At 70.6% G+C, this 24,828-nt stretch carries 18 protein-coding genes, 3 tRNA genes, 3 rRNA genes and 1 riboswitch; of the genes, 8 read left to right on the plus strand and 16 right to left on the minus strand.

The annotated features are described in order from the left end of the window. Nucleotides 1-259: 259 nt before the first annotated feature. From ATJ88_RS16685 to ATJ88_RS16710, 6 genes are read left to right on the plus strand one after another with little or no spacing between them, the layout of a single operon-like run. A complete protein-coding gene (locus ATJ88_RS16685; RefSeq protein ID WP_098464803.1) occupies nucleotides 260-1,078 on the plus strand; it encodes an STAS domain-containing protein in 819 nt (272 codons plus the stop codon). Continuing rightward, nucleotides 1,075-1,479, plus strand: a complete 405-nt coding sequence (locus ATJ88_RS16690; RefSeq protein WP_098464804.1) for an STAS domain-containing protein — start codon at nucleotides 1,075-1,077, stop codon at nucleotides 1,477-1,479. The genes ATJ88_RS16685 and ATJ88_RS16690 overlap by 4 nt, the downstream gene beginning before the upstream one ends. Beyond that, nucleotides 1,476-1,904: an ATP-binding protein gene (locus ATJ88_RS16695; RefSeq protein WP_098464805.1), complete on the plus strand. Its 429-nt coding sequence runs from the start codon at nucleotides 1,476-1,478 to the stop codon at nucleotides 1,902-1,904. The genes ATJ88_RS16690 and ATJ88_RS16695 overlap by 4 nt, the downstream gene beginning before the upstream one ends. Then, the gene (locus tag ATJ88_RS16700; protein ID WP_098464806.1) at nucleotides 1,901-2,932 is read left to right on the plus strand and encodes an ATP-binding protein; all 1,032 of its coding nucleotides are present in this window, start codon (nucleotides 1,901-1,903) and stop codon (nucleotides 2,930-2,932) included. The genes ATJ88_RS16695 and ATJ88_RS16700 overlap by 4 nt, the downstream gene beginning before the upstream one ends. Next, the gene (locus ATJ88_RS16705; RefSeq protein ID WP_170023684.1) at nucleotides 2,929-4,653 is read left to right on the plus strand and encodes an ATP-binding protein; all 1,725 of its coding nucleotides are present in this window, start codon (nucleotides 2,929-2,931) and stop codon (nucleotides 4,651-4,653) included. Before ATJ88_RS16700 ends, ATJ88_RS16705 begins: the two co-directional genes overlap by 4 nt. Next, nucleotides 4,650-6,278, plus strand: a complete 1,629-nt coding sequence (locus ATJ88_RS16710; protein ID WP_098464807.1) for a fused response regulator/phosphatase — start codon at nucleotides 4,650-4,652, stop codon at nucleotides 6,276-6,278. The genes ATJ88_RS16705 and ATJ88_RS16710 overlap by 4 nt, the downstream gene beginning before the upstream one ends. Here the strand turns inward: ATJ88_RS16710 and ATJ88_RS16715 are convergent. Next, nucleotides 6,239-6,853: a dihydrofolate reductase family protein gene (locus tag ATJ88_RS16715; RefSeq protein WP_098464808.1), complete on the minus strand. Its 615-nt coding sequence runs from the start codon at nucleotides 6,851-6,853 to the stop codon at nucleotides 6,239-6,241. The two genes, ATJ88_RS16710 and ATJ88_RS16715, sit on opposite strands and share 40 nt — an antisense overlap. A gap of 142 nt (nucleotides 6,854-6,995) precedes the next feature. On the opposite strand from ATJ88_RS16715, the gene ATJ88_RS16720 reads away from it, so the two are divergent. Next, the gene (locus ATJ88_RS16720; protein ID WP_098464809.1) at nucleotides 6,996-8,102 is read left to right on the plus strand and encodes a PrsW family intramembrane metalloprotease; all 1,107 of its coding nucleotides are present in this window, start codon (nucleotides 6,996-6,998) and stop codon (nucleotides 8,100-8,102) included. Between the two features lie 97 nt (nucleotides 8,103-8,199). Here ATJ88_RS16720 and ATJ88_RS16725 read toward each other — a convergent pair whose 3' ends face one another. The 3 genes from ATJ88_RS16725 to ATJ88_RS16735 are packed head-to-tail and all read right to left on the minus strand — an operon-like array spanning nucleotide 8,200 to nucleotide 11,778. Next, entirely contained in the window at nucleotides 8,200-8,940 is a 741-nt protein-coding gene (locus ATJ88_RS16725; protein ID WP_098464810.1) for an ABC transporter ATP-binding protein, read from the minus strand. Next, a complete protein-coding gene (locus ATJ88_RS16730) occupies nucleotides 8,940-10,673 on the minus strand; it encodes an ABC transporter permease (protein ID WP_098464811.1) in 1,734 nt (577 codons plus the stop codon). Before ATJ88_RS16730 ends, ATJ88_RS16725 begins: the two co-directional genes overlap by 1 nt. Nucleotides 10,674-10,689: 16 nt before the next feature. Next, a complete protein-coding gene (locus ATJ88_RS16735) occupies nucleotides 10,690-11,778 on the minus strand; it encodes a thiamine ABC transporter substrate-binding protein (protein ID WP_098464812.1) in 1,089 nt (362 codons plus the stop codon). Between the two features lie 57 nt (nucleotides 11,779-11,835). Further along, nucleotides 11,836-11,940: riboswitch (TPP riboswitch) on the minus strand. A 79-nt stretch (nucleotides 11,941-12,019) separates the two neighbouring features. Here ATJ88_RS16735 and ATJ88_RS16740 point away from each other — a divergent pair. Then, complete coding sequence (locus tag ATJ88_RS16740; RefSeq protein ID WP_098464813.1) at nucleotides 12,020-12,301, plus strand: DUF4235 domain-containing protein; 282 nt, start codon at nucleotides 12,020-12,022, stop codon at nucleotides 12,299-12,301. A gap of 25 nt (nucleotides 12,302-12,326) precedes the next feature. Here ATJ88_RS16740 and ATJ88_RS16745 read toward each other — a convergent pair whose 3' ends face one another. The 12 genes from ATJ88_RS16745 to ATJ88_RS16800 form a co-directional block, all read right to left on the minus strand. Next, nucleotides 12,327-13,049 (minus strand): PAS domain-containing protein, encoded by a 723-nt coding sequence (locus ATJ88_RS16745; protein WP_098464814.1) that lies wholly within the window; start codon nucleotides 13,047-13,049, stop codon nucleotides 12,327-12,329. 140 nt (nucleotides 13,050-13,189) lie between these two features. Next, nucleotides 13,190-14,131 carry a sulfite exporter TauE/SafE family protein gene (locus ATJ88_RS16750; RefSeq protein ID WP_098464815.1) on the minus strand — a complete coding sequence of 314 codons (942 nt, stop codon included), beginning with the start codon at nucleotides 14,129-14,131 and terminating at the stop codon, nucleotides 13,190-13,192. 99 nt (nucleotides 14,132-14,230) lie between these two features. Next, nucleotides 14,231-14,689: an RrF2 family transcriptional regulator gene (locus ATJ88_RS16755; RefSeq protein ID WP_098464816.1), complete on the minus strand. Its 459-nt coding sequence runs from the start codon at nucleotides 14,687-14,689 to the stop codon at nucleotides 14,231-14,233. Nucleotides 14,690-15,427: 738 nt separating this feature from the next. Continuing rightward, nucleotides 15,428-15,544 (minus strand): 5S ribosomal RNA (gene rrf / locus ATJ88_RS16760). A gap of 114 nt (nucleotides 15,545-15,658) precedes the next feature. Next, nucleotides 15,659-18,774, minus strand: a 23S ribosomal RNA gene (locus ATJ88_RS16765). A gap of 513 nt (nucleotides 18,775-19,287) precedes the next feature. After that, nucleotides 19,288-20,806: ribosomal RNA gene (locus ATJ88_RS16770) — 16S ribosomal RNA — on the minus strand. Together the 16S, 23S and 5S rRNA genes form the textbook arrangement of a ribosomal RNA operon. A gap of 1,633 nt (nucleotides 20,807-22,439) precedes the next feature. Then, nucleotides 22,440-22,512, minus strand: a tRNA-Arg gene (locus ATJ88_RS16775). Nucleotides 22,513-22,665: 153 nt separating this feature from the next. Next, nucleotides 22,666-22,757, minus strand: a tRNA-Ser gene (locus ATJ88_RS16780). A gap of 95 nt (nucleotides 22,758-22,852) precedes the next feature. Beyond that, nucleotides 22,853-22,940 (minus strand) — tRNA-Ser (locus tag ATJ88_RS16785). 88 nt (nucleotides 22,941-23,028) lie between these two features. Further along, nucleotides 23,029-23,574 (minus strand): GTP-binding protein, encoded by a 546-nt coding sequence (locus tag ATJ88_RS16790; protein ID WP_425432706.1) that lies wholly within the window; start codon nucleotides 23,572-23,574, stop codon nucleotides 23,029-23,031. 313 nt (nucleotides 23,575-23,887) lie between these two features. Further along, nucleotides 23,888-24,304, minus strand: a complete 417-nt coding sequence (locus tag ATJ88_RS16795; protein ID WP_098464818.1) for a DUF742 domain-containing protein — start codon at nucleotides 24,302-24,304, stop codon at nucleotides 23,888-23,890. An 8-nt stretch (nucleotides 24,305-24,312) separates the two neighbouring features. Next, nucleotides 24,313-24,762 carry a roadblock/LC7 domain-containing protein gene (locus ATJ88_RS16800; RefSeq protein ID WP_098464819.1) on the minus strand — a complete coding sequence of 150 codons (450 nt, stop codon included), beginning with the start codon at nucleotides 24,760-24,762 and terminating at the stop codon, nucleotides 24,313-24,315. Between the last annotated feature and the right edge of the window lie 66 nt (nucleotides 24,763-24,828).

Raw genomic sequence — 24,828 nt, forward strand, 5'->3', positions numbered from 1 at the left:
GCGGCGTGCCGGGCGACCCTCGCGGACCGGTGTCGCGGGACGCGACGGGGCGACGGGAGCGGCGGGCCCGCGACGGATGCGCACCGATGGTTGACCGCGTGCTGACCGTGCGCCGACCGTGCCCTGACGTTCATGTCCGTCCGCACCCGGCACCGCCGCACGTCACAGCCCCCACTTCCCGTCCAAGCGCTCCCGGCCCCTAGAATCGGCCCCGCGGCCGTTCAACCCCCCACCGGCCGGCGACCTCGAAGGAGCCCGTATGCCCGGCACCCCGCTGCACCAGATCCTCGCCGACCACGCCGACGCGGTCCGGGCCGCCTGGCTCGGCGCCGCCGCGGACGAGCTGCGAGGCCGCACGTCCCGCGGGGAGCTCGAGCGCGAGCAGTCCGACATCTTCGCCGCCCTGCTGGACGGGCTCGGGCAGGGGGCCGCGACGGTCGACGACCCGGCCTTCGACCAGCTCCGCGGCATCCTCTCCGACGTCTCCTCCGCCCGCGCCCGCCTCGGGTTCACCCCCCGGGAGACCGCGGTCGCCGTCCTCGCCCTCAAGGAGGGCCTGTACGTGCTGGACGCGGCGGTGCGCGACGACGTCACCCCGCTGTTCCGTCTCGTGGACGACCTCGGCCTGTTCACGTTCGAGGCGTTCGCCGCGGCCCGCGAGTCGATCATCGCCGAGCAGGCGGAGCAGCTCCTCGAGCTGTCGACGCCGGTGGTCAAGCTGTGGGACGGCGTCGTGGCCGTGCCGCTGGTGGGCACGCTGGACTCGGCCCGCACGCAGGTCGTCATGGAGAAGCTCCTCAACACGCTCGTCGAGACGGGCAGCGAGCACGCGATCATCGACATCACCGGCGTGCCGGCCGTCGACACGCAGGTCGCGCAGCACCTGCTCAAGACGGTCGTCGCGGCCCGCCTCATGGGCGCCGAGTGCACCATCAGCGGCATCCGCCCGCAGATCGCCCAGACGATCGTCGCGCTCGGGATCGAGTTCGGCGACATCCGCACCCGCGCCTCCCTCGCCGACGCCCTGGTCGACGCCCTGCGCAGCATGGGCCGCAACGACGCCGCGGTGTCCGCGTGAACGACGGCGTCCCGATTCTCAAGATCGGCTCCACCCTGCTGGTCTCCATCCAGGTCGACCTGCAGGACGACACCGCGCTGCGGCTCCAGGAGGACCTCGCCGACCGCATCACGCGCACGGGCGCCCGCGGCGTGATCATCGACATCTCCGGCCTGGAGATCGTCGACAGCTTCATCGGCCGGATGCTCGCCTCCGTGGCCGCGATCTCGCGGGTCCTCGACGCGAGCACGGTCGTCGTGGGGATGCGTCCCGCGGTCGCCATCACGATGGTGGAGCTCGGGCTGTCCCTCGGCGGCGTGAGGACCGCGCTCGACGTCGACCGCGGCCTCGCGCTGCTCGCCCCCGCCGGCGACACCGCCGCCGACGTGCTTCTCGCCGCCGCGGAACGCAGGTCTCGATGACGACCCTGCCCTCCACCGCCCAGCTCCCGACCGCCACCCGGCTGCCGGTCGGGACGGACTCGGACGTCGTGCGGGTCCGGCAGCTGGTGCGCACCGTGGCGCAGCAGGCGAGGCTGTCCCTCGTGGACCAGACCAAGCTCGTCACCGCGGCGAGCGAGCTCGCGCGCAACACCCTCATCCACGGTGGTGGGGGCGAGGCGGAGATCGAGCTCGTGTCCGACGGGCGCCGCGACGGGGTCCGCGCCGTGTTCAGCGACTCCGGCCCCGGCATCCCCGACCTCGACCTGGCCCTCACCGACGGCTGGACCAGCGGCAGCGGCCTCGGGCTCGGGCTGTCCGGCTCCCGTCGCCTCGTCGAGCACTTCGAGATCGACACCACCCCCGGTGTCGGCACGCGCGTGGTGATCACGGCCTGGTCCCGATGACGGGCGTCGTCGACCCCGAGTCCCCCCTCAGCGTCCTCGACAACGGCGCCTGGTACACGATCGACCACCCGTCGGCGGTGGGCGGCGTGCGCCGGGCCGCCGCGACGACGGCGCTCCACCTGGGGATGCCGGACTCCCGCGCCGCGGAGGTCGGCCTGGTCGTGTCCGAGCTGGCGACGAACCAGGTGCGGCACGCCGGCTCGGGGTCGGTGCTGCTGCGGGTGCGCCGCACCGGCATGGAGGCCGCGCTGGAGGTGCTCGCGATCGACGCGGGCCCGGGCATGCGGGACCTCGCCGGGGCGATGCTCGACGGCGTGTCGTCCCGCGGCACCCTCGGCATCGGGCTCGGCACCCTGGTGCGGCTCACCACCGCGTGGGACGCCTGGTCGGCGCCCGGCGCGGGCACGGTCGTCGCCGCGGTCTTCGCCACGTCCGGGGAGGCGCCCGCCGCGTCCGCCCCGACCGGCATCACCCGGGCGATGACGGGCCAGACGGTGTGCGGCGACGCGTGGGCGTCGCGCGAGGACGACGGCACGACGACGCTCCTCGTCGCCGACGGCCTCGGGCACGGTCCCCTCGCCGCCGTGGCGTCGCGCGCCGCGGTGCGCGCCTTCCACGACGCCCCCCTCGCCCGCCCGCGCGAGCTCGTCGACCAGGTGCACCGTGCGCTGCGCGGCACGCGCGGCGCCGCCGTGGCGATCGTCCAGCGCCGTGGCGACACGCTGCTCCACGCCGGCGTCGGGAACGTCGTCGGGAACCTGCACGGCGCGCGCTCGCGGTCCCTGCTCAGCAACCCCGGCATCGCCGGGTCGCACGTGTCGGCGCTCCAGGAGACGTCGTACCCGCTCGGGCCCGACGACGTCGTCACCCTGGCGAGCGACGGCCTGACCGACCGGATCGGCATGGCCCCCTACCCCGGCCTGGCCGGGCGCTCGCCCCTGGTGGTGGCAGGCGTGCTGCTGCGCGACTTCGGGGTCCGCCGCGACGACGCCTGCGTCGCCGTCCTGCCGCCGCGGGGCACCCCGTGACGACGGTCCTGCTCACGACACGGCTCCACGGGGACGGCGACCTGATCGCGCTGCGACGGTCCGGCCGGGAGGCGGCCCGCGCTCTCGGCCTGGACACGCACGCGCAGGTCCGGCTCGCCACCGCGCTGTCGGAGGTGGGTCGGGCCGCCCTGCCCGACGGCCCGGTCGACGTGCAGGTCGTGGTGGCCGCCCAGGGGACCGCGGCGTGGCTCCGGTCCGAGCTCGTGGCGTCCGCCCCGCTGACGACGGACGGCCCGGCCGCGACCGGCGGCGTCCCCGCCGCGCGGCGCCTGGTCGACCTGCTCGACGTCGAGGACGGCGGCCGTGCGGTCACGCTCGGCATGGAGCTGCCGGCGCGGTTCCACGCCGAGGACCTGGCCGACCTGGGGCGCTCCCTCGGGTTCGGGCACGACGAGAGCGCGATCGACGAGCTGCGGGCCCAGCACGCCGAGCTGCTGCGTGCGCACGACGAGCTGCGGGCGCAGCGCGAGGACCTGCGCCGCCGCAACGCCGCGCTGGCCCGGTCGCAGGCCGACGTGCAGGCGATGTACGCGCAGCTGTCGGCCGAGCTGGAGGAGACCAACTCGGGCGTCGTGGCCCTGTACGGCGAGCTGGACGAGCGCGGCCGGGAGCTCGCTGCCGCGAACGAGGCGAAGTCGCGGTTCCTGCGCAACGTCAGCCACGAGCTGCGCACGCCCGTGAACTCCATCCTCGGGCTGACGTCGCTGCTCGCCGAGTCACGCCTCGACCCGGTCCAGGCGGAGCAGGTCGGGTTCCTCAGCGACAGCGCCGGGACCCTGCTGACCCTCGTCGACGAGCTGCTGGAGCTCGCCCGGGCGGAGGCGGGCCACCTCGACGTGCAGCCCACCGTCATCGACCTCGCGGAGCTCTTCGAGGAGCTGCGCGGGACCACCGCCCCGCTGGTCCGCGACGGCGTGGCCCTCGTCGTCGACGACCCCACCGGGACCACGCTGGTGTCCGACCGGCGGCTCGTGGCACGGATCGTGCGGAACCTGCTGACCAACGCCGTGAAGTTCACCGAGCAGGGCTCGGTGCGGCTCACCGCGGCCGCCGCCGGCGACGACGTCGTGGTGACGGTCCGCGACTCCGGCGTGGGCATCCCGACGGAGCACCTGGAGAGCGTGTTCGAGGAGTTCGTGCAGGTGCCGAACCACCTCCAGCCGGGGGTGCGGGGCACCGGCCTCGGCCTGCCGTACGCGCGCCGGACGGCGGAGGCGCTCGGCGGCACGCTCGTCGCGACGTCGGAGCCCGGCCGGGGCAGCACGTTCACGCTCACGCTCCCCACGGGACCCGCGGGCCCCTCGACGGCGTCGGGGTCGGTGCCCGTCCTCGCACCGGGCGTGACGCTCGGCAACGTGCTCGTCGTCGACGACGACCGGGCGTTCGGTGCCGTCGTCGCCGGCCTGCTGCGCGACGTCGCGACCCAGGTCAGCCTGGCCCACGACGCGGACCACGCGCTCGCCCTGCTGCGCGACGACCACGCGGACGCCGTCGTGCTGGACGTCCGCATGCCGGGGATCGACGGCGTGACCCTGCTGACCCGGCTACGGGCCGAGGTCCCGCGGCTGCCCGCGGTCCTGATGTCGAGCGGACCGGCCCCGGACCTGCCGCCCGAGCTCGCCGGCACGCCCTTCGTGCCGAAGTCCGGTCTGGACCGGGCAGCACTGCTGGCGGTGCTCACCGAGAGGTCCGCCCGATGACGCCGACCGAGCCGACCCGACGCGTCGTCGTGGTCGACGACACCCCCGCCCACCGGTACGTCATGGCGACGTGGCTGCGCGGCGCCGGTTTCGACGTCGTCGAGGCGGGGACCGGTGCCGCGGCCCTGGAGCTCGTGACGGCCGAGACCGACGCCGTCGTCCTCGACGTCAACCTGCCCGACCTGTCCGGGGGCGAGGTGTGCCGCCGGATCAAGGCCTCGGAGGTCACCGAGCAGGTCCCCGTGCTGCACGTGTCGGCCACCGCGATCGACGCGGCCGCCCGCACCGCGGGCCTCCAGGGCGGTGCGGACGCCTACCTGCCGGAACCGCTGGACCGCGACGAGTTCCTCGCGACGGTCGACACGCTGTGCCGCGGCCACGACCAGGTGCGCGGCATCGGCCGCTCGGCCCGCCGCCTGGAGCTGCTCGGCGAGTCCCTCGTGCGCGTGCACCGCGCGGGAACGTACGCCGAGGCCGTGGACCGGCTCGCGACCGGTGCGGCGACGGTGCTCGACCGCGCCGTCCTCGCGATGGTCGTGGTCGACCCGACGACGGTCCTGCGCACCCTGTGCCGCGCGCCGGGCGCCGTGCTGGTGCGCGGCACCGGCACGTCACCGGTGCTTCCCCCCGGACCCGCCGGACCCACCCTGTTCCCCGCGGACGCGGTCCCGGACCCGTGGCACCGGCTCGCCGTGCAGGCGCGGCTCGACCCCGCCGCCTGGTGGACGATGTGGCTGTACGACGACGAGGACGTGCTCGTCGGCGGTCTCGCCCTGCGCGTCGACGACGAGTCCGACCTCACCGACGACGACCGCTCCGCCGTCGAACGGTTCGTCGGCGCGGCGTCGGTCGCGCTCGCGAACCTGCGCACGTACACCGAGGAGCACGGCATCGCGATGGCGCTCCAGCGCACGATGCTGCCGTCCCGCCTCGGCGAGCACCCCGGGCTCGACGTCGCGGCCTGCTACGAGGCGTCCGACGCCCGCCTCGACGTCGGCGGCGACTTCTACGACGTCTACGACCTGCCCGACGGCCGGGTGGCCGTCGTCATCGGCGACGTGCAGGGCCACTCGCTGCGCGCCGCCGCGGTCATGGCGGAGGTCCGCCTCACGCTGCGCGCCTACCTGCGCGAGGGGCACACCGCCGAGCGCGCCCTCGACCTGCTCAACGAGTCCCTCCGGGCCGACCACCCGGAGATGGCGACCATGTGCGTGTGCGTCGTGGACCCGGCCACCGGTTCCGCGGAGGTCACCGACGCCGGCCACCTCCCCGCGCTCCTCGTCCGGACCGACGGCACCGTGGAGACCGTCAAGCGGTCCTCCCGCCTGCTGGGCCTGCCCAGCCCCGACGGGCGGCCGCCCGCCCCCGTGACCCTGGGGCCGGGCGACCACCTGCTGCTCGTCACCGACGGGCTCGTCGAGCGCCGCGACAGCACGCTGCGCGAGGGCATCGCACGGCTCACCGACGCGGCGGCCGCCACCGCCGGGCGGGAGCCGGACGACGTCTGCCAGGACCTGCTCGGCCACTTCGACGACGCCCGCGACGACGACGTCGCCATCGTCGTGGTGCGCCGCTCCCCGACCGCTCAGGCGCCCGACGGCACCTCCGCGGCGACGTCCTCGTAGGGCCGCTCGTCCGGGGCCGTGGCCGTGCGGTAGATCAGCCGCACCGCACCCTTCGGCAGGGCGGTCGCGGACACGAGCTCGAACGCGCGCGACACGTCGTCGTCGGCGAACAGCCGCAGGCGCGACCCGCCGCCGGTGGCCGGGTGCAGGAACAGCCGCAGCTCGTCGAGCAGGCCGGCCGCCAGGAGCTGACGGACCACGCTGATCGATCCCGGGATCAGCACCTTGGACACCTCGCCCGCGTCCTTGAGCGCGCGGACCGTGGCCACGACGTCGTCCGTCGCCTCGACGTTGCGCCAGCCGAGGTCGCCGTCGTCGTGGGTGGCGACGATCTTGCGCAGGTCGCCCAGCGTCGCGGCGAACGGCGCGTCGTCGCCGCCCGCGGCCTCCCGGTCGGGCCACGCCCCGGCGAAGCTGTCGTAGGTGACCCGGCCGAGCAGGAGCACGTCGGTGCCGGCGTAGTCGTCGCCGACGGCGGCGCCCATCCGGTCGTCGAAGTACGGGAAGTGCCACACCTCGTCCGGCTCGACGACACCGTCGAGCGCGACGAACAGGGTGGAGACGACATCGGTCATGGTGGTTCCTCCTCAGGTCCTCGTTGCTCCTGGTGACCCTGCCGCGCCGACGAACTCATCGCACCTCGGCCGGCGCGCGCCGACGCCCCGTCGCCGCGGGCGGTCCCGCACCCCCGCCCCGCCGGTCGATAGGGTCGACGGCGTGCCGCCCCTCGATCCCCGCGCCGTGCTCGCCGGCCGACCCACGGCGCGCCCGTCGGTCGGCGTCGTCGTGACGGTCGCGCTGTCGTCGGTGTGCCTCGCCGTCGCGCTCGTCCTCCTGCTGCACGACGGGGCGTCCGGTGTCGCGGCGTCCGTCGTCCTCGCGCTGGCGCCGCTGCCCCTGCTGCTGGCCGGGGTGCTCGCGCTCGACCGGCTGGAGCCGGAGCCGCCCGACGCGCTCGTCACCGCCTTCGCGTGGGGCGCCGGGGTGTCGGTCCTGCTCGCCCTCCTCGTCAACACCGCGGGGCTCGAGCTGTGGACGCCGCTGCTCGGGGTGGAGGGCGGCACCTACGCCACCGTCTCCCTCGTCGCGCCCGTCGTGGAGGAGCTCGTCAAGGGCGCCGTCCTCGTGGGGCTGCTGTGGTTCCGCCGCAGCGAGCTCAACGGCCCGACCGACGGCATCATCTACGGCTCCATGGTGGGGCTCGGCTTCGCCACCGTGGAGAACATCAGCTACTACGCGTTCGCCGAGCCCGGCACCCTGGTGTGGACGTTCGTCGTGCGCGGCGTCGTGTCCCCGCTCCTGCACCCCCTGTGCACGTCCCTCATCGGCGTGGGGGTCGCGTCCGCCGCGCTGCGCGCCACCGGTCGGGTCCGTCCCGTCGTGGCCGGGTTCGCGGGCGCCATCGGGCTGCACGGCCTGTGGAACGCGTCGACCGGGTTCGGTCTCGGCGGTCTCGCCGTCGCCTACGCCGCGGGCGCCGCGGTGCTCGTCGTCCTCGGCGTCGTGCTGCACCGCGACCGGCTGCGCATCGTCGGCCTCGTGCGCACCTACCTCCCGCTGTACGAGCCCACCGGCGTCGTCACCCCGCACGACGTCCAGATGCTGTCGACGCTGCGCGCCCGCCGGTTCGCCCGCGAGCGCGTGCGGCAGCGCCTCGGCCGCGGGCCCGCGCGCGCCCTCGCCGACTACCAGCAGGCGGCGACCGAGCTCGCGATGCTGCACCGCCGTCACGCCCTCGGCCTGGTCGACCTGCCCGCGTTCACGGCCCGCCGCGACCCGCTGCTGACGCTCATGGCGCACGCGCGGGCCGTCTTCGCCCGCTGAGGGCCGCCACCCGCTCCCCGTCGAGCGTCTCTGGAAGTCCGCCGTGCGGCGTCGATGACGGACTTTCAGAGACGCTCGACGACGCGAGGCGGGCGGGTCAGACCCCGAGGAACTCCGCGACACGCTCCGACGACGGCGCGGACGTCAGCTCGTCCCGGGTTCCCACCTGGAGCAGCCGGCCGCCGTCCATGACGGCCACCCGGTCCGCGACCGTGAACGCCTCGTCGTGGTCGTGGGTGACGAACAGCGCGGTGGTGCCGGTGTCCTGCAGGGTGGCCCGCACGTCCAGCGCGAGCCGTTCGCGCAGCTGTCGGTCCAGCGCGGACAACGGCTCGTCGAGCAGCAGCAGCCGCGGCCGTGGCGCGAGCGACCGTGCCAGGGCGACGCGCTGCCGCTGCCCGCCCGACAGGGTCGTCACCGCGCGTCGCGCGTACCCCGCGAGCCCGACGGCGTCGAGCAGCTCGGAGACCCGCCCTTCCCGCTCGTCGCGGGCGAGGCCCTGGATCTCGAGCCCGTAGGCCACGTTCCGCCCGACGTCGCGGTGCGGGAACAGCTGCCCCTCCTGGAACAGCAGCCCGAACCCGCGGCGGTGCACCGGCACCCCGGCGAGGTCCTCGCCGTCGAACGCGACCGACCCCGCGGCGAGCGGCTCGAGCCCGGCCACCGCCCGCAGCAGGGACGACTTGCCGCAGCCGCTCGGCCCCAGCAGCGCGACCACCTCGCCGGCGTCGACCGCCAGCGAGACGCCGTCCACCGCCGTCGTGCCGCCACCGCGCCGGGACCCGGCGTACCGCACGACGACATCGCGCACCGTCAGGCCGCCCGTCGTGCCCGCCATCAGAACTCCCCTCCGCCGGCGTCCCCACGCAGACGCTCGGCCACCATCATGACGCCCGCGGTGAGCACGGCCAGCACCACGGACGCCGCGAGCGCCATCCCGTAGTTCTCCGCCCCCGGCAGGCCGATCAGCCGGTAGATGACGACGGGCAGCGTGGCGGTGTCCGGGCGGGCCAGGAACGACGTCGCCCCGAACTCGCCGAGGGACACCGCGAACGCGAACCCGACGGCCAGGCCCAGCGAGCGGGCGGCGAGCGGCACGTCGACGGTGCCGAGCACCCGGCCGGGAGGCGCCCCCAGGGTCGCGGCTGCCTCGCGCAGGCGCGGGTCGATCGCGCGCAGCACGGGCAGGACGGTCCGGACGACCAGCGGGACCGCCACGACGGCCTGCGCGATCGGGACCAGCAGCCCGGAGGTGCGCAGGTCGACGTCCAGCCCCAGCGGGCGGTCGAGCGTCAGCAGGAACCCGAACCCGACCGTCACCGCGGACACCCCCAGCGGCAGCATGAAGAGCGCGTCGAGCCCGCCGACGGCGCGCCGCAGCCCGGGCGACCGCGGCCGCCGGGACACGACCAGCGCCACCAGCCCGCCCACCACCACGGCGATCGCCGCGGCCAGCAGGGCGGTGCGCAGCGAGTGGCCGAGCGCCTCCCACACCGTCACCGACAGCGCGTTGCGACCCCCCGTGGTGCCGAGGGCGACGTAGTTGTCCACACCCCAGGACCCGTCGGGCCCGCGGAACGACCGTGCGACCAGCCCGGCCAGGGGCAGCACGATCAGGCCCGCGACGACCACCACCGTGACGAGCGTCGGGACGACGTCCGCGGCGGTGGCCCGCCAGCGGTGCGCCGCCGAGCGGTCGCTCGTCAGGTGCAGGGCCGCCTCCCGGCGGGCCCGCAGCCGCGAGCTCACCAGCAGCGCAGCCGACACGACGACCAGCTGCAGCACGCTGAGCACGGCCGCGGACCGCAGGTCGAGGAACTGGGTGGTGCGGATCCAGATCTCCGTCTCGATCGTCCCGTACCGCATCCCGCCCAGCACCAGCACGACGCCGAACGCCGTCGCGCAGAACAGGAACACCACGGCCGCGGCGGAGGCGACCGCGGGGCCCAGCGCCGGCAGCGTCACCGTGCGGAACGCCCGCCACGGCGTCGCGCCCAGCGCCCGCGCGGCCTCCTCGGCCCGCGGGTCCAGCCGCTCCCAGAGCCCGCCGACCGTCCGCACCACCACCGAGTAGTTGAAGAACACCAGCGCCGCCACGATCGCGACGAAGCTCTCCTCGAGCCCCAGGAACCCCAGCGGGCCCGTCGGGGCGAGCACCGCCCGGAAGGCGACGCCCACGACCACCGTGGGCAGCACGAACGGGACCGTCACCAGCCCCCGCACCAGCGCCCGCCCCGGGAACCGGCACCGGTACAGCACGTACGCGCCCGGCAGTCCCAGCAGGACGCTCAGCACGGTGCCCGCCGCCGCCTGCGCCAGCGTCTGCCCGACGACCCGCCAGGTGCGCTCCTGGGACAGCACCTCCGCGAAGCCCGACAGGTCCGGCGTCCGCCCGCCCGCGCCGTCGTCGACCAGGAAGCCCTGCCCCACCAGCGTCACCACCGGCCACGCGAAGAACACCCCGAGGAACAGCAACGGCAGGCCCGCCGCCAGGGCCCAGCCCAGCCACGCGCCCGCCCCCGGGCGGGGCAACCGCCCCGCCCGGGGGCTCCGGCTCAGACGGACCTCCATCGGACGACCCTGCGACTCAGCCGATGACCGCGGTCGTCCACTGCTGGATCCACTCGTCACGGTGCGCCGCGACGTCCGCCGGGGCGACGTCGAACGGCTCGTCCGCCTGCGGGGCGAACTGCGCCCACTCGGCCGGGAGCTCCACCGTCGCGTCCGCCGGGTACATGTACATGTTCGCCGGGACGTCCGCCTGGACGTCGGCGGACGCGAGGAAGTCCACCAGGGCCTTCGCGCCCTCCGGGTTGTCCGTCCCCGCGAGGACGCCCGCGAACTCGACCTGGCGGAAGCACGTGCCCAGCAGGGCGGCCGTCGTCGTCGCGTCCCCGTCCTCGGTCACCGTGAACGCCGGCGACGTCGCGTACGACAGCACGACCGGACGCTGCCCGCCCTCGCCCGCACCCGAGAAGTCGACGTAGTAGGCGTCCGACCAGCCTTCGGTCACCTTCAGGCCGTTGGCCCCCAGGTCCGTCCAGTACTGCTCGAAGCCGTCCTCCCCGAACGCCGCGACGGTCGCCAGGAGCATCGCGAAGCCGGGCGACGACGTCGCCGGGTTCGCCACGACCGTCAGGTCGCGGTAGGCCGGGTCGAGCAGGTCCTCGAACGTCGACGGCGGTTCCACGCCCTCCGCGTCGAACCACGCGGTGTCCACGTTGAGGCACACGTCGCCCTGGTCGATCGGCGTCAGCCCCTCCAGCCCCTCGCCGACCAGCGCCGTCACCGACGGGTCGAGGTCGGCCGGCGTGTACGGCTCGAACACGCCCGCCTCGACCGCACGGGACGCGAACGTGTTGTCGACGCCGAACACGACGTCGCCGAGCGGCGAGTCCGCGGTCAGCACGAGCTGGTTGACGAGCGTGCCCGCATCGCCGGCCGCCACCTGCTCGACCTCCAGGCCCGTCTCCTGCTCGAACGACTCCAGCAGGCCGTCGCTGAGCGCGAACGAGTCGTGCGTGACCAGCGTGACCGTGCCGGAGAGCGGCGCGTCCCCCGTCGGGCTCGACGACGTCGTCCCGGCCGGGGCGTCGTCCCCCGAGCAGGCGGCGAGCAGCGGCAGCAGCCCCACGGCGGCGGCGGCCGTGACGGCGCGGCGGTGACGGATGTTCATGTGTCCTCCTCAGACGTGCGGGAGGGGGTCCGTCGCCCGCCGGTCCGACGGACGACGGGTTCGAGAAGCCCGACTTCCTCCACCGGTGCTAACCGGATCAGGTTCGAGGGTCTGCGGTGGTCCGCACTCTCAGCGCCGCACGGCGCTCCCCTGTCGTTCCCTGAGAGCCTACCGCCCGCGCACGCTACGGTGGACCGGTCCGGCGGGACCGCCGCCGGACGACGTCGACCGAAGGAGAACCGTGGACCTCGATCACAACGAACCGTCCCTCGCGCTCAAGGTCGGGACGGTCGCGGCGACGTTCGCCGCCGGCTGGGTCGCGCAGAAGCTGATCAAGTTCGTGTGGGAGAAGGCCACGGGCAACGACGCGCCCATCGACCTCGACGCGGACGACATCCCCGTCGTCCAGGCGATCACGTTCGCCGCCGTCACCGGTGGCGTCGCCGTCCTCGCGCGCCGCCTCGCCCGCCAGGGCGTCGCCAAGGCCGTCGACCGTCGGGCGCAGAAGGTCTCGGTCGTCTGACCGCCGACGGGCCGGGGCCCGATGGTCAGGCGTCGTGCAGGCGACGCCGGGCCAGCTGGGCCTCGTGCCCCCGGGGTCGGTCGACCGCGTGCACCGTCGCCAGGGCGCTCTCGAGGCGCTCGGCCGGGTCCCCGGACGAGTGCTGCAGCGCCACCACCACCTGGGACGCCGCGACCTGCAACGGAACCCCGGCGCGTGCCGCGGCCTCGCCGAGCAGGTCGGCGGCGTCGGCCTCCGCCAGCCCGCGCGTCACCATGATCGCGCCCTTGACCTGCTCGACCGCCGCGGCCGAGACCAGGGCGCGGCCCACGGCCCGCTGCGCCTCCCGGTCGAGTGCCTCCCGTGTCACCGGGCTGACGTCCAGCACGTAGCCCACGACCTGCACGATCGTGCCGTCGTCCTCGTGCCTTCCCTGCCCGGTGACGACGACGGACCGGGACCTGCCGTGCGGGTCCACGATGCGGTGCGCGCTCGCGAAGGGGCGCCCGGCGTGCAGTGCGACCGCGGCGGTGCGGGACAGGCGGGACCTGTCGTCCGGGTGGGTGCGGGCGAGGATCACGTCGATGCTGGGTTCGATCTCCCCGGGTTCGTGACCGTGCAGCCGGTACGTCTCGTCCGACCACCACGTGTGCCCCGTGGCGACGTCGACGTGGTAGCGCCCGACGACGAGCTGTGTCCCCGTCGCCAGCGCCTCGGCGATGTCGCTCGTGCCGTTGCGGGACGTCCTGCGGGACGGCGGAGCGCCCATGGTCACCCACCCCCTGCTTCCCGCGGCCGCCCCTGGCCGCAGCCGGTTGCGGCCCACCGTACTCCGGTGCGCCCGGAGCGCCACCGGAGAGCCGGGGACCGCCCTGTCGGCGGTCCCCGGCTCGTCCCGGCCCGTTGCTGTCAGTGACGGGCGGCACCCGTGGCGGCCGGCGTGGTCGGCTCGGCCGGTCCCTCGACGACGGCCGCCTCCGCGGCGGCCTCCCGGCGCTGCACCAGGTGGGCGTTGATCGACCAGGCGACGGCCGCGGCCCAGACCGCCGCGATCGCCCAGAGCGCCGTCGACACCCAGACGTCGGCGACGTCGAACGCGAGCAGCAGGGTGCGGGTGTTCGTCAGGACGATGAGGCCGCCCACGGCCGACCCGAGGACGCGCGGCGGGACGATGCGCACCAGGTAGGCGGCGATCGGTGCGGCGATGAGACCACCCAGGAGCAGCGCCACGACCCACTGCGTGTCGATGCCGGCGGTGCCCAGCCCCACGAAGAAGCCGAGGCTCGCCGCGACCGCGACGAAGAACTCGCTGGTGTCGATCGAGCCGATGACCTTGCGGGGCTCCATGCGGCCGCTCGCGAGGATCGCCGGGGTGCCGACCGGCCCCCAGCCACCGCCGCCGGTGGCGTCGACGAAGCCGGCCACGAGGCCCAGCGGGGCCAGGAACCGCTTGCGCAGCGGGGTCCCGATCCGGTCGGTGCGCAGCCCGCGGAACGTGAAGCGCAGCAGCACGTACAGGCCGAGGGCGAGCAGGATGATCGAGATGAGGGGCTTGGCCAGGTCGACGGCGAGCCAGGACAGGAAGGTGGCGCCGATGAACGCGCCGACCGCGCCGGGGACGCCGATGCGGGCGACGACCTTCCAGTCGACGTTGCCGAACTTCCAGTGGGACAGGCCCGAGGCGAGCGTGGTGCCCACCTCGGCGAGGTGCACGGTGGCCGACGCCGCCGCGGGGTTGGTGCCGATGGCCAGGAGGAGCGTCGTCGACGTCACCCCGTACGCCATGCCGAGGCTCCCGTCGACGAGCTGTGCGCCCAGGCCGACGAGGGCGATCAGGATGAGAGTCTTCATCACTGCTCCATGTGAGTATTCCGATCGGACGTATAGGAATAGTAGGAGCAGCGGAGGGCGGTGTCCAGCACCGACGGACAACTGTCCGTCAGGCGGACATCAGGGGTTCTCCCACGCGCCCGAGTCGTCGAGCAGCGCCCGGATCTCCACCGGGATCGTGCCGTCGACGACGTCCGCGACCGTCACCTGCTCGAGCACCGCCCGGACGTTCGCCCGCAACGCCACCCACACGTGCAGCAGCGACAGCGCCGCACCGGTGTACTCCAGGTCCGACGGACGCTCGTCCCGCACGTAGACCAGCGGCCCGTCCACCGCACGCACCACGTCCGCGATCGTCACCTCTGCCGCAGGGCGAGCCATCACGTACCCGCCGCGCGACCCCCGCCGGCTCACCACGATCCCGTCCCGCCGCAGATCCCGCAGGATCGCCTCGAGGAAGCGGTGAGGAATCTGCTGCGCCGCCGCCAACGCCTCCGCCGACACCGGGTCCGAGCTGTCATGAGCGGCCAGCTCCACCGTCGCGCGCACCGCATAGTCGGCCTTCGCCGAGACCCTCACCGGACGTCCTTCCGTCGTACGTCGCCGGCTCCGGACCGGAGCAGCGTGCCGTCCCCCGCGTCAGCGGATCACCACCCGGCCATCCTAGGCGGCCGACGCCCTGACCTCCCGGAGGGCCGCCGGCCCCCTCCGCGGCCACCCGCACGAGACCGCAATCCCTCGTCGCGACTCAGCGCGGACCCACGCGACTCAGCGCGGACCCACGCGACTCAGCGCGGACCCATGCGACTCAGCGCAATGCCACGCGACTCAGCGCGGACCCATGCGACTCAGCGCAATGCCACGCGACTCAGCGCAATGCCACGCGACTCAGCGCGATCGTGGCCGCGTCAGCGCATACAGATACCACTCGGCGCCGGCGATGCCGGGCCTCCGCCTGGTCGTCCGGGTCGCCGCCAATGGCACGGCAGGCCGCCGACCGCTGTTGGGCACCGCGCTGCGGCCGCGGGGGCATGGCGTGGATCGTCGGCGAGCCCGATCTCTCCCGAGCGGTCCTCGCGCCACCCGATGGCGTGCAGTGCGTCCGAGCGTCGGTGCGCGGGTAGGTGCAGTGCGCCCGTGGACGTGATCGTCAGCCAGCCGGCCAGCCGGCCCAGACTCTTGCCTGGCGCCGTGGCGGGCTGGAACGGGCCTGTCCCGACCTGATCCCGGTCGGGTGACACCCGTCCGGGGCGACGATCGGTGGGACAAATGCAGCAGGCCCCCCAACCGGTGGTTGGGGGGGCTGCTGTGAAGGGTGTCCGGCGGCGTCCTACTCTCCCACCCCGTCTCCAGGGCAGTACCATCGGCGCTGTAGGGCTGAGCTTCCGGGTTCGGGATGGGACCGGGCGTTTCCCCTACGCTATGACCGCCGTAACGTTATCGAGTTGTCAGGGTCCCCCCAGTGTTGGCACCCGTGGTCGTGGGGTGTGGGGGGGTGGTGCCCGTTTCTCGGGAACCGCACAGTGGACGCGTGCATGCAAGTGAATGTGTGTGAAGTTGTCGGCTGATTAGTACCGGTCAGCTGCGACAGTCTTTGGTCCTGTCTTCCACTTCCGGCCTATCTACCCAGTGGTCTAGCTGGGTGCCTTCACAGAAACAAGTTCTGTTGGAAACCTCATCTTGAAGCAGGCTTCCCGCTTAGATGCTTTCAGCGGTTATCCCTTCCGAACGTAGCGAACCAGCGGTGCTCCTGGCGGAACAACTGGCATACCAGAGGTTCGTCCGTCCCGGTCCTCTCGTACTAGGGACAGCCCTTCTCAAGTTTCCTGCGCGCGCAGCGGATAGGGACCGAACTGTCTCACGACGTTCTAAACCCAGCTCGCGTGCCGCTTTAATGGGCGAACAGCCCAACCCTTGGGACCTACTCCAGCCCCAGGATGCGACGAGCCGACATCGAGGTGCCAAACCATCCCGTCGATATGGACTCTTGGGGAAGATCAGCCTGTTATCCCCGGGGTACCTTTTATCCGTTGAGCGACGGCGCTTCCACAAGCCACCGCCGGATCACTAGTTCCGACTTTCGTCCCTGCTCGACCTGTCGGTCTCACAGTCAAGCTCCCTTGTGCACTTGCACTCGACACCTGATTGCCAACCAGGCTGAGGGAACCTTTGAGCGCCTCCGTTACATTTTGGGAGGCAACCGCCCCAGTTAAACTACCCACCAGGCACTGTCCCTGGTCCGGATCACGGACCGAGGTTAGATGGTCGATGCGGTCAGAGTGGTATTTCAACGGCGACTCCACTCGCGCTGGCGCGCGGGTTTCATAGTCTCCCACCTATCCTACACAAACCGCACCGAACACCAATACCAAGCTATAGTAAAGGTCCCGGGGTCTTTCCGTCCTGCTGCGCGTAACGAGCATCTTTACTCGTAGTGCAATTTCGCCGAGTTCGCGGTTGAGACAGCGGAGAAGTCGTTACGCCATTCGTGCAGGTCGGAACTTACCCGACAAGGAATTTCGCTACCTTAGGATGGTTATAGTTACCACCGCCGTTTACTGGGGCTTAAATTCTGGGCTTCGCCGAAGCTGACCCGTCCTCTTAACCTTCCAGCACCGGGCAGGCGTCAGTCCGTATACATCGTCTTGCGACTTAGCACGGACCTGTGTTTTTAGTAAACAGTCGCTTCTCCCTGGTCTCTGCGGCCCTCACCGCGTCCCACCGCTAGGGTGTTGACGGATCAGGCCCCCCTTCTCCCGAAGTTACGGGGGCATTTTGCCGAGTTCCTTAACCACGATTATCTCGATCGCCTTAGTATTCTCTACCTGACCACCTGAGTCGGTTTGGGGTACGGGCGGCTAGAACCTCGCGTCGAGGCTTTTCTTGGCAGCATAGGATCACCCGTTTCCCGCATACGCGGTCACTGTCAGCTCTCACCCTGGTGCTTCGCGGATTTGCCTACGAAGCGGGCTACGGCCTTGGACGTGGTCTACCATCGCCACGCCGGGCTACCTTCCTGCGTCACCCCTGTTAATACGCTTACCTACTACCGGTTCGGGTCCCACGCCGCCGGCAGCGGTGTGGTCCGAAGACCACGGTGCTGCCCTTGGGGCGGTTAGCATCACCGGATTCGGTATGGGCGGTTCTTCGCCGGTAGGAGAATATCAACTCCTTGTCCATCGACTACGCCTGTCGGCCTCGCCTTAGGTCCCGACTTACCCAGGGCGGATTAACCTGGCCCTGGAACCCTTGGTCATTCGGCGGACGGGTTTCTCACCCGTCATTCGCTACTCATGCCTGCATTCTCACTCGTGTGGCCTCCACCGCTGGATCACTCCGCGGCTTCACTGCCCACACGACGCTCCCCTACCCACCCACACGCCTGAACACCGATCAAGTCGGTGCTGGGCAAAGTGTGAGTGCCACGGCTTCGGCGGTGTACTTGAGCCCCGCTACATTGTCGGCGCGGAATCACTTGACCAGTGAGCTATTACGCACTCTTTCAAGGGTGGCTGCTTCTAAGCCAACCTCCTGGTTGTCTGTGCAACTCCACATCCTTTCCCACTGAGCACACGCTTAGGGGCCTTAGCCGGTGGTCTGGGCTGTTTCCCTCTCGACTACGAAGCTTATCCCCCGCAGTCTCACTGCCACGCTCTGGCTTACCGGCATTCGGAGTTTGGCTGACGTCAGTAACCTGGTGGGGCCCATCGGCCATCCAGTAGCTCTACCTCCGGTAAGGAACGCGTGACGCTGCACCTAAATGCATTTCGGGGAGAACCAGCTATCACGAAGTTTGATTGGCCTTTCACCCCTAACCACAGGTCATCCCCTCAGTTTTCAACCTAAGTGGGTTCGGTCCTCCACGCCGTCTTACCGGCGCTTCAACCTGCCCATGGCTAGATCACTTCGCTTCGGGTCTAGACCCGGCGACTGAATCGCCCTATTCGGACTCGCTTTCGCTACGGCTTCCCCACACGGGTTAACCTCGCCACCGAGCACTAACTCGCAGGCTCATTCTTCAAAAGGCACGCCGTCACCCCTGCTAAGGAGGCTCCGACGGATTGTAGGCACACGGTTTCAGGTACTATTTCACTCCCCTCCCGGGGTACTTTTCACCTTTCCCTCACGGTACTGGTCCGCTATCGGTCACTAGGTAGTATTTAGGCTTAGCAAGTGGTCTTGCCAGATTCACACGAGATTTCTCGGGCCCCGTGCTACTTGGGATCCCCTCCACCAGGCCGCACCATTTCGTCTACGGGACTCACACCCTCTACGGTCCGCCTTTCAATGCGGTTCGACTATGACACGGCTTTCTTACTGGCTGAAGAACTGTCAGATTCTTCCAGAAGGTCCCACAACCCCGTACGCGCAACGCCTGACAGCTTGACACGCGCACGGTTTGGCCTCATCCGCTTTCGCTCGCCACTACTCACGGAATATCTCTTCCTGCCGGTACTGAGATGTTTCACTTCCCGGCGTTCCCTCCACTCGCCCTATATATTCAGGCGAGGGTGACCGCACATGACTGCGGCCGGGTTCCCCCATTCGGACACCCTCGGATCACAGTTCGTTTGCCAACTCCCCGAGGCTTATCGCAGGCTACCACGTCCTTCTTCGGCTCCTAGTGCCAAGGCATCCACCGTGTGCCCTTAAAAACTTCGACACACACTACAAATATGCTACAGAAATCCAAGAAAACACATCACCACCCCGCAAGGGGAAGATGATGAGCTTGAACATCTGGGATGCTCGCGTCCACTGTGCAGTTCTCAAGCAACGGACGAACCCGCCGGCACCGATGCCACCAACCCCACCCCCCGGCAGCGGACCCACACCCTAGAGCGTGCGCACCCCCACCAGGCAGCCAGGCGGTATGACACCCACCGACGACCCGCGTCATGAAACCCCCGACCCATGGCCGGTTGCCTCAGGACCCAACAGTGTGCTCACCGACCCCCCCACGACCGACCAGCGCGTTCCAGCCCCGCGAACGAGGCGTACTAGCACCAGCCACCCGCAGGCGACCGTAGTCAATGTTCCACCCAGAGCAGCCACCAGACGCACTGTCGGCGTCTCAAGCGGCCTGCATGGACCCCAGCTACGCGACCCGCCACCGACACCCACCCGAACGGGCGAGCCTTGCCGGCCACGAGCCACCAGGGCCACGTGCTCCTTAGAAAGGAGGTGATCCAGCCGCACCTTCCGGTACGGCTACCTTGTTACGACTTAGTCCCAATCGCCGGTCCCACCTTCGACCACTCCCCCCACAAGGGTTGGGCCATGGGCTTCGGGTGTTACCAACTTTCGTGACTTGACGGGCGGTGTGTACAAGGCCCGGGAACGTATTCACCGCAGCGTTGCTGATCTGCGATTACTAGCGACTCCGACTTCATGGGGTCGAGTTGCAGACCCCAATCCGAACTGAGACCGGCTTTTTGGGATTCGCTCCACCTTGCGGTATCGCAGCCCTCTGTACCGGCCATTGTAGCATGCGTGAAGCCCAAGACATAAGGGGCATGATGATTTGACGTCATCCCCGCCTTCCTCCGAGTTGACCCCGGCAGTCTCCTATGAGTCCCCGGCATAACCCGCTGGCAACATAGGACGAGGGTTGCGCTCGTTGCGGGACTTAACCCAACATCTCACGACACGAGCTGACGACAACCATGCACCACCTGTGCACCGACCTTACGGGGCACCCATCTCTGAGTGTTTCCGGTGCATGTCAAGCCTTGGTAAGGTTCTTCGCGTTGCATCGAATTAATCCGCATGCTCCGCCGCTTGTGCGGGCCCCCGTCAATTCCTTTGAGTTTTAGCCTTGCGGCCGTACTCCCCAGGCGGGGCACTTAATGCGTTAGCTGCGGCACGGAACTCGTGGAATGAGCCCCACACCTAGTGCCCAACGTTTACGGCATGGACTACCAGGGTATCTAATCCTGTTCGCTCCCCATGCTTTCGCTCCTCAGCGTCAGTTGCGGCCCAGAGACCTGCCTTCGCCATCGGTGTTCCTCCTGATATCTGCGCATTCCACCGCTACACCAGGAATTCCAGTCTCCCCTACCGCACTCTAGTCTGCCCGTACCCGATGCACGCCCCAGGTTGAGCCTGAGGTTTTCACACCAGACGCGACAAACCGCCTACGAGCTCTTTACGCCCAATAATTCCGGACAACGCTTGCGCCCTACGTATTACCGCGGCTGCTGGCACGTAGTTAGCCGGCGCTTCTTCTGCAGGTACCGTCACTTGCGCTTCTTCCCTGCTGAAAGAGGTTTACAACCCGAAGGCCGTCATCCCTCACGCGGCGTCGCTGCATCAGGCTTTCGCCCATTGTGCAATATTCCCCACTGCTGCCTCCCGTAGGAGTCTGGGCCGTGTCTCAGTCCCAGTGTGGCCGGTCGCCCTCTCAGGCCGGCTACCCGTCGACGCCTTGGTAGGCCATTACCCCACCAACAAGCTGATAGGCCGCGAGCCCATCCCCCACCGAAAAACTTTCCAACACCCGCCATGCAGCAGGCGCTCATATCCGGTATTAGACCCCGTTTCCAAGGCTTATCCCGAAGTGGAGGGCAGGTTGCTCACGTGTTACTCACCCGTTCGCCACTGATCCACCCAGCAAGCTGGGCTTCACCGTTCGACTTGCATGTGTTAAGCACGCCGCCAGCGTTCGTCCTGAGCCAGGATCAAACTCTCCGTGAAAGAGAGAAAAACACCACACACCCCAAGGGCGTGCGATGCCAATCGATACTGGCCAGACAGCTAGCAAAAATCTAGATGTCCGATCCAAAGGAACCAATGAAGGTTCAATAAATTTGGCATTGACTATCAAGCACACTGTTGAGTTCTCAAACAACCGACGCACACCATCCGAAGCCCGAACCCTCGTCCGAACCCCGCCCGGGGCAACCCCTCTAACTTAGCGCCCCCGCCATTCCCGCGCAAATCCGCCCCGCTCCGAAGAACGCCACGAAAAAACACACGAAAAACAACAGAAGACACCCCACCCAGAACCAGAGCGCACAAAACACCCCGACCCAGAAGGAAGATGGTTCCCAACCCCGGCCCGGCCACCGGTACCCAACCCTCAGGTTGTCTCCTCGGTGTCCGCCTCGCCCGGCGGGCTGAACTCCGAGAACATTACCCACCGGACCGCCCCACGTCAACGCGCCCCCACGTGGCCTGCACCACTCCGCGGTCGGCGTCCCTGGTCCCGCCGGCCCCGGTTGCCGCCGGGCGGAGCACCGCGGGGTGCTCGGAGCCGGTTCCCATCCTCCTGGCTCGTCCCACCGCCGGAGCCGGCCCCACCACACGGCCAGGTCACCCCCGACACCCGTGTCAGCCTCGCTCCGCACGATCACCGGCGCCGTCAGGGAGGTCGACCGAGTCTGGGCGGTTCGCCGACAGGTGCGCGGAGCGCCTCACCATGGGCGGAGGGCTCCCTGTGGCCGGCAGCGGCATCCTCGACGTCCCGCAACAGTCCCCTGGGCGACGTCCGCCCGATCTCCCGGCGACTGCTCCCCGCGCCTGTGCGACGTCCTGAGGCCGGCCGGCGGCACTCGCGGCGTCCGCGCCTCCGACGGTGCGCGCCTCCGACGCCCCTTCCTCCCGGAAGGCGCCACGACGGCCCGGCGGGCTCCCCGATGATCACCCGCCTCGCGTTCCCCGGAGCCGTCACGGTCGGTGAGGACGTGTTCGGTCACGCGAGTGCTGGACCGCACTCCGAGCTGAGCACCCGAGCACCCGAGCATCACCCACCTCGCGTTCCAGAGCCGTCACGGTCGGTGGGGACGTGTTCGGTCACGCAAGTGCTGGACCGCACTCCGAGCTGAGCACCCGAGCACCCGAGCACGTGAGACGGGGCGATTCACGTGTCGTCCGGCCGTCACGGGTCATGTCGGACGAACCCCGGGTCCTGCGAGCGTGGTCGTCCGGTGTGCCGCATGGCCGACGGAGGGCGGCGGCCCGGGCCGCGCCTCCCACACCGATCTCCCGGCGCATCCCACGCCGACCTCCCGGCGCGGCCCTCAGGGACGGACGCCTGCAGCAGCGCGGGCCGAACACCGTCCGACACCGCCGGATGCTCCGGTCTGAGTGCACGGAGCCGACACGGGACGCCGACCCGGCAGCCCGCGGGCGCGCACCGCCCATCGTTCGGCGGGATCGGCCCGTGCGCCGGCCCCGGTTCCCCGGGCGCCCCTTCCCCCACGCGCTCGGGCCGCGCGTGCCGTCGCGACAGCGGAGCTGGGCCGTCCGGGCGCACGCGATGCGACGACCGGGAGACGCGAAAAGAGCGGCGGCCCGATCCGTGAGGATCGGGCCGCCGCTCTGTCTGTGCGCCCGGAGGGATTCGAACCCCCAACCTTCTGATCCGTAGTCAGATGCTCTATCCGTTGAGCTACGGGCGCAGTCTGTCCGGCACTTCCGTGACCGGCCGTCGAGAACATTACCGCGCTCGGGCCGGATCCCCAAACCGGATCCGGCGATCGTGACCGAGGCCACGATCCGCCGCGTTCTCGACCGACAGAAAAGGCCCCGGGCGACGAGCACCGGAGCCTTCCTGGCGGAGACGGCGGGATTTGAACCCGCGAACGGGTTGCCCCGTTACCACCTTAGCAGGGTGGCGCACTAGACCAGACTATGCGACGTCTCCATGCGGCGAACCACAGAACGGGTCTGCCGCGGCGCCCAGACTAACCGCCAACAGCGGTCAGGGGCAAAGCGCGACGTCGGTGACGCCGCACGGTGCGGAGGGCGGGGGATTCGAACCCCCGGTGCGGGGTCACCGCACAACGGTTTTCAAGACCGTCACATTCGGCCGCTCTGTCAGCCCTCCCAGGCCCGGGCAGTCTAGCCGGGGCACGAGCACGGCCGCCGACGGCGCGACCGACCGAGGTCGGTGCGTGCCGTCGACGGCCGGGAGATCAGTTCGCGGTGCTGCCGGAGCGGAGCTGACGCATCGCGAGCTGGACCAGCGAGATGAGCGTCTGCTTGGTCGCGGCGCGGGAGCGGGCGTCGGTGTAGAGCATCGGCACGTGCGCGGGGATCTGGAGCGCCTCGCGGACGTCCTCGAGGCGGTGCTTGGCGACGCCGTCGAAGCAGTTCACGCCGACGACGAACGGCACGCCGCGCGACTCGAAGTAGTCGATGGCGGGGAAGCACTGCTCGAGGCGGTCGGTGTCGACGAGGACGACCGCGCCGATGGCGCCGCGCACCAGGTCGTCCCACATGAACAGGAAGCGGTCCTGGCCGGGGGTGCCGAACAGGTACAGCCACAGGTTCCCGGGCAGGGACACCCGACCGAAGTCCATCGCCACCGTGGTGGTGGTCTTGCGGTCGGTGACGCCACCGGCGTCGTCGACGCCCACCGAGTGCTCCGTCATCGCGGCCTCGGTGTTGAGGGGCTCGACGTCGGAGATCGACCCGATGAACGTCGTCTTGCCGACGGCGAACCCGCCGGCGACGACGATCTTCGTGACGGTCGGTGCGGCACCCTGACCGCCCCCGGTCGCCGCCGCAGGCGACGCGGGGCGTGCGCCGGGCTCCGGTGCGGCCGCGGCGGGCGCCTGGGCCGCCGGCGCCTGCACGGCGGGTGCCGGTGCCTGCGGGGCCGGCGACTCCTGCGTCGGGCCGGCCGGGGCGCCACCGAGCACGCTCTGCCGGACGGGCGTGGCCGGGGCCTCGTTCACCGGGGCAGGCTGGGCGGCCCACATGCCCGCGCCCGAGGGCTGCGAGACGGGGGCCCAGCTCGGCGAGAACCCACCGGCCGACGCGGACGCGCTGTCAGAGGGCGGAAATGCCATTGAGAACACTCTCCAAGACGCTCAGGGAAAGCCCCGAGTGGTTGCTGCCGTGACCCGTGTGGACGTTGACCGGGGCCGAGGTGTGCACGGTGATGTGACCCTCTTCCTGCATGTCCGCGACCAGGATGCGGACGACTCCCAGGGGGAGCTTGAGCAGGGCGGAGAGCTCGGCCACCGACACGTAGGTGTGCGCCGCGTGCTGCAGGATCGCGCGCTTCTCCGGGGTGAGGCCGAAGCTGCTCACCGCGCCCGGCATCACCTCGACCAGTGCTTCCAGGGGAAGGTCGGACATGGACGACCGGACGCGGCCACCGGTGACCGCGTAGGGACGCACCGTGGACGCCTCGTAGCTGTCCGCGGTGTGCGCGCCCAGTGAACCGAACGGTGCGTGCGACATGGCCTACCTCATCCCACCCGGGCGGAGCGCGTGGCGCCGTCGACCGGGAGGTTGCCGCGCATCTCGGAGATGAGCTGCGGGGTGAGGGTCGCCTCGGTCCGCGAGACCAGCAGCGCCATCTCGTAGCCGATGAGGCCGATGTCGCAGCTGGCGTCCGCCACGACGGCGAGCACGGAGCCGTTCGAGACGTTCATCAGGAAGAGGTAGCCGTTGTCCATCTCGATGACGGCCTGGCGGACGTTGCCGCCGTTGAGCTGCCGTGAGGCGCCGCGGGTGAGGCTCGACATGCCGGAGACGATCGCGGCGAGCTGGTCGCCGCTCGTGCGGTCGAGCTGGTCCGACATCGCCATGAGCAGACCGTCGGCCGAGACAACCAGGGTGTGGCGGCTGCCGGGGACGGTCCGGACGAAGTTGTCGAGAAGCCACCCGAAGTTGGTCGCTTCAGTACTGAGGGTCACGCTTCCTCCTCATCAGGTGCGCTGAGTGTGCGCAGGTCACCGCTGTGCGGGGATGATTCATGGACA

Origin of the sequence: Isoptericola jiangsuensis (assembly GCF_002563715.1) — a bacterium.
GTDB classification, from domain to species: Bacteria; Actinomycetota; Actinomycetes; order Actinomycetales; family Cellulomonadaceae; genus Isoptericola; species Isoptericola jiangsuensis.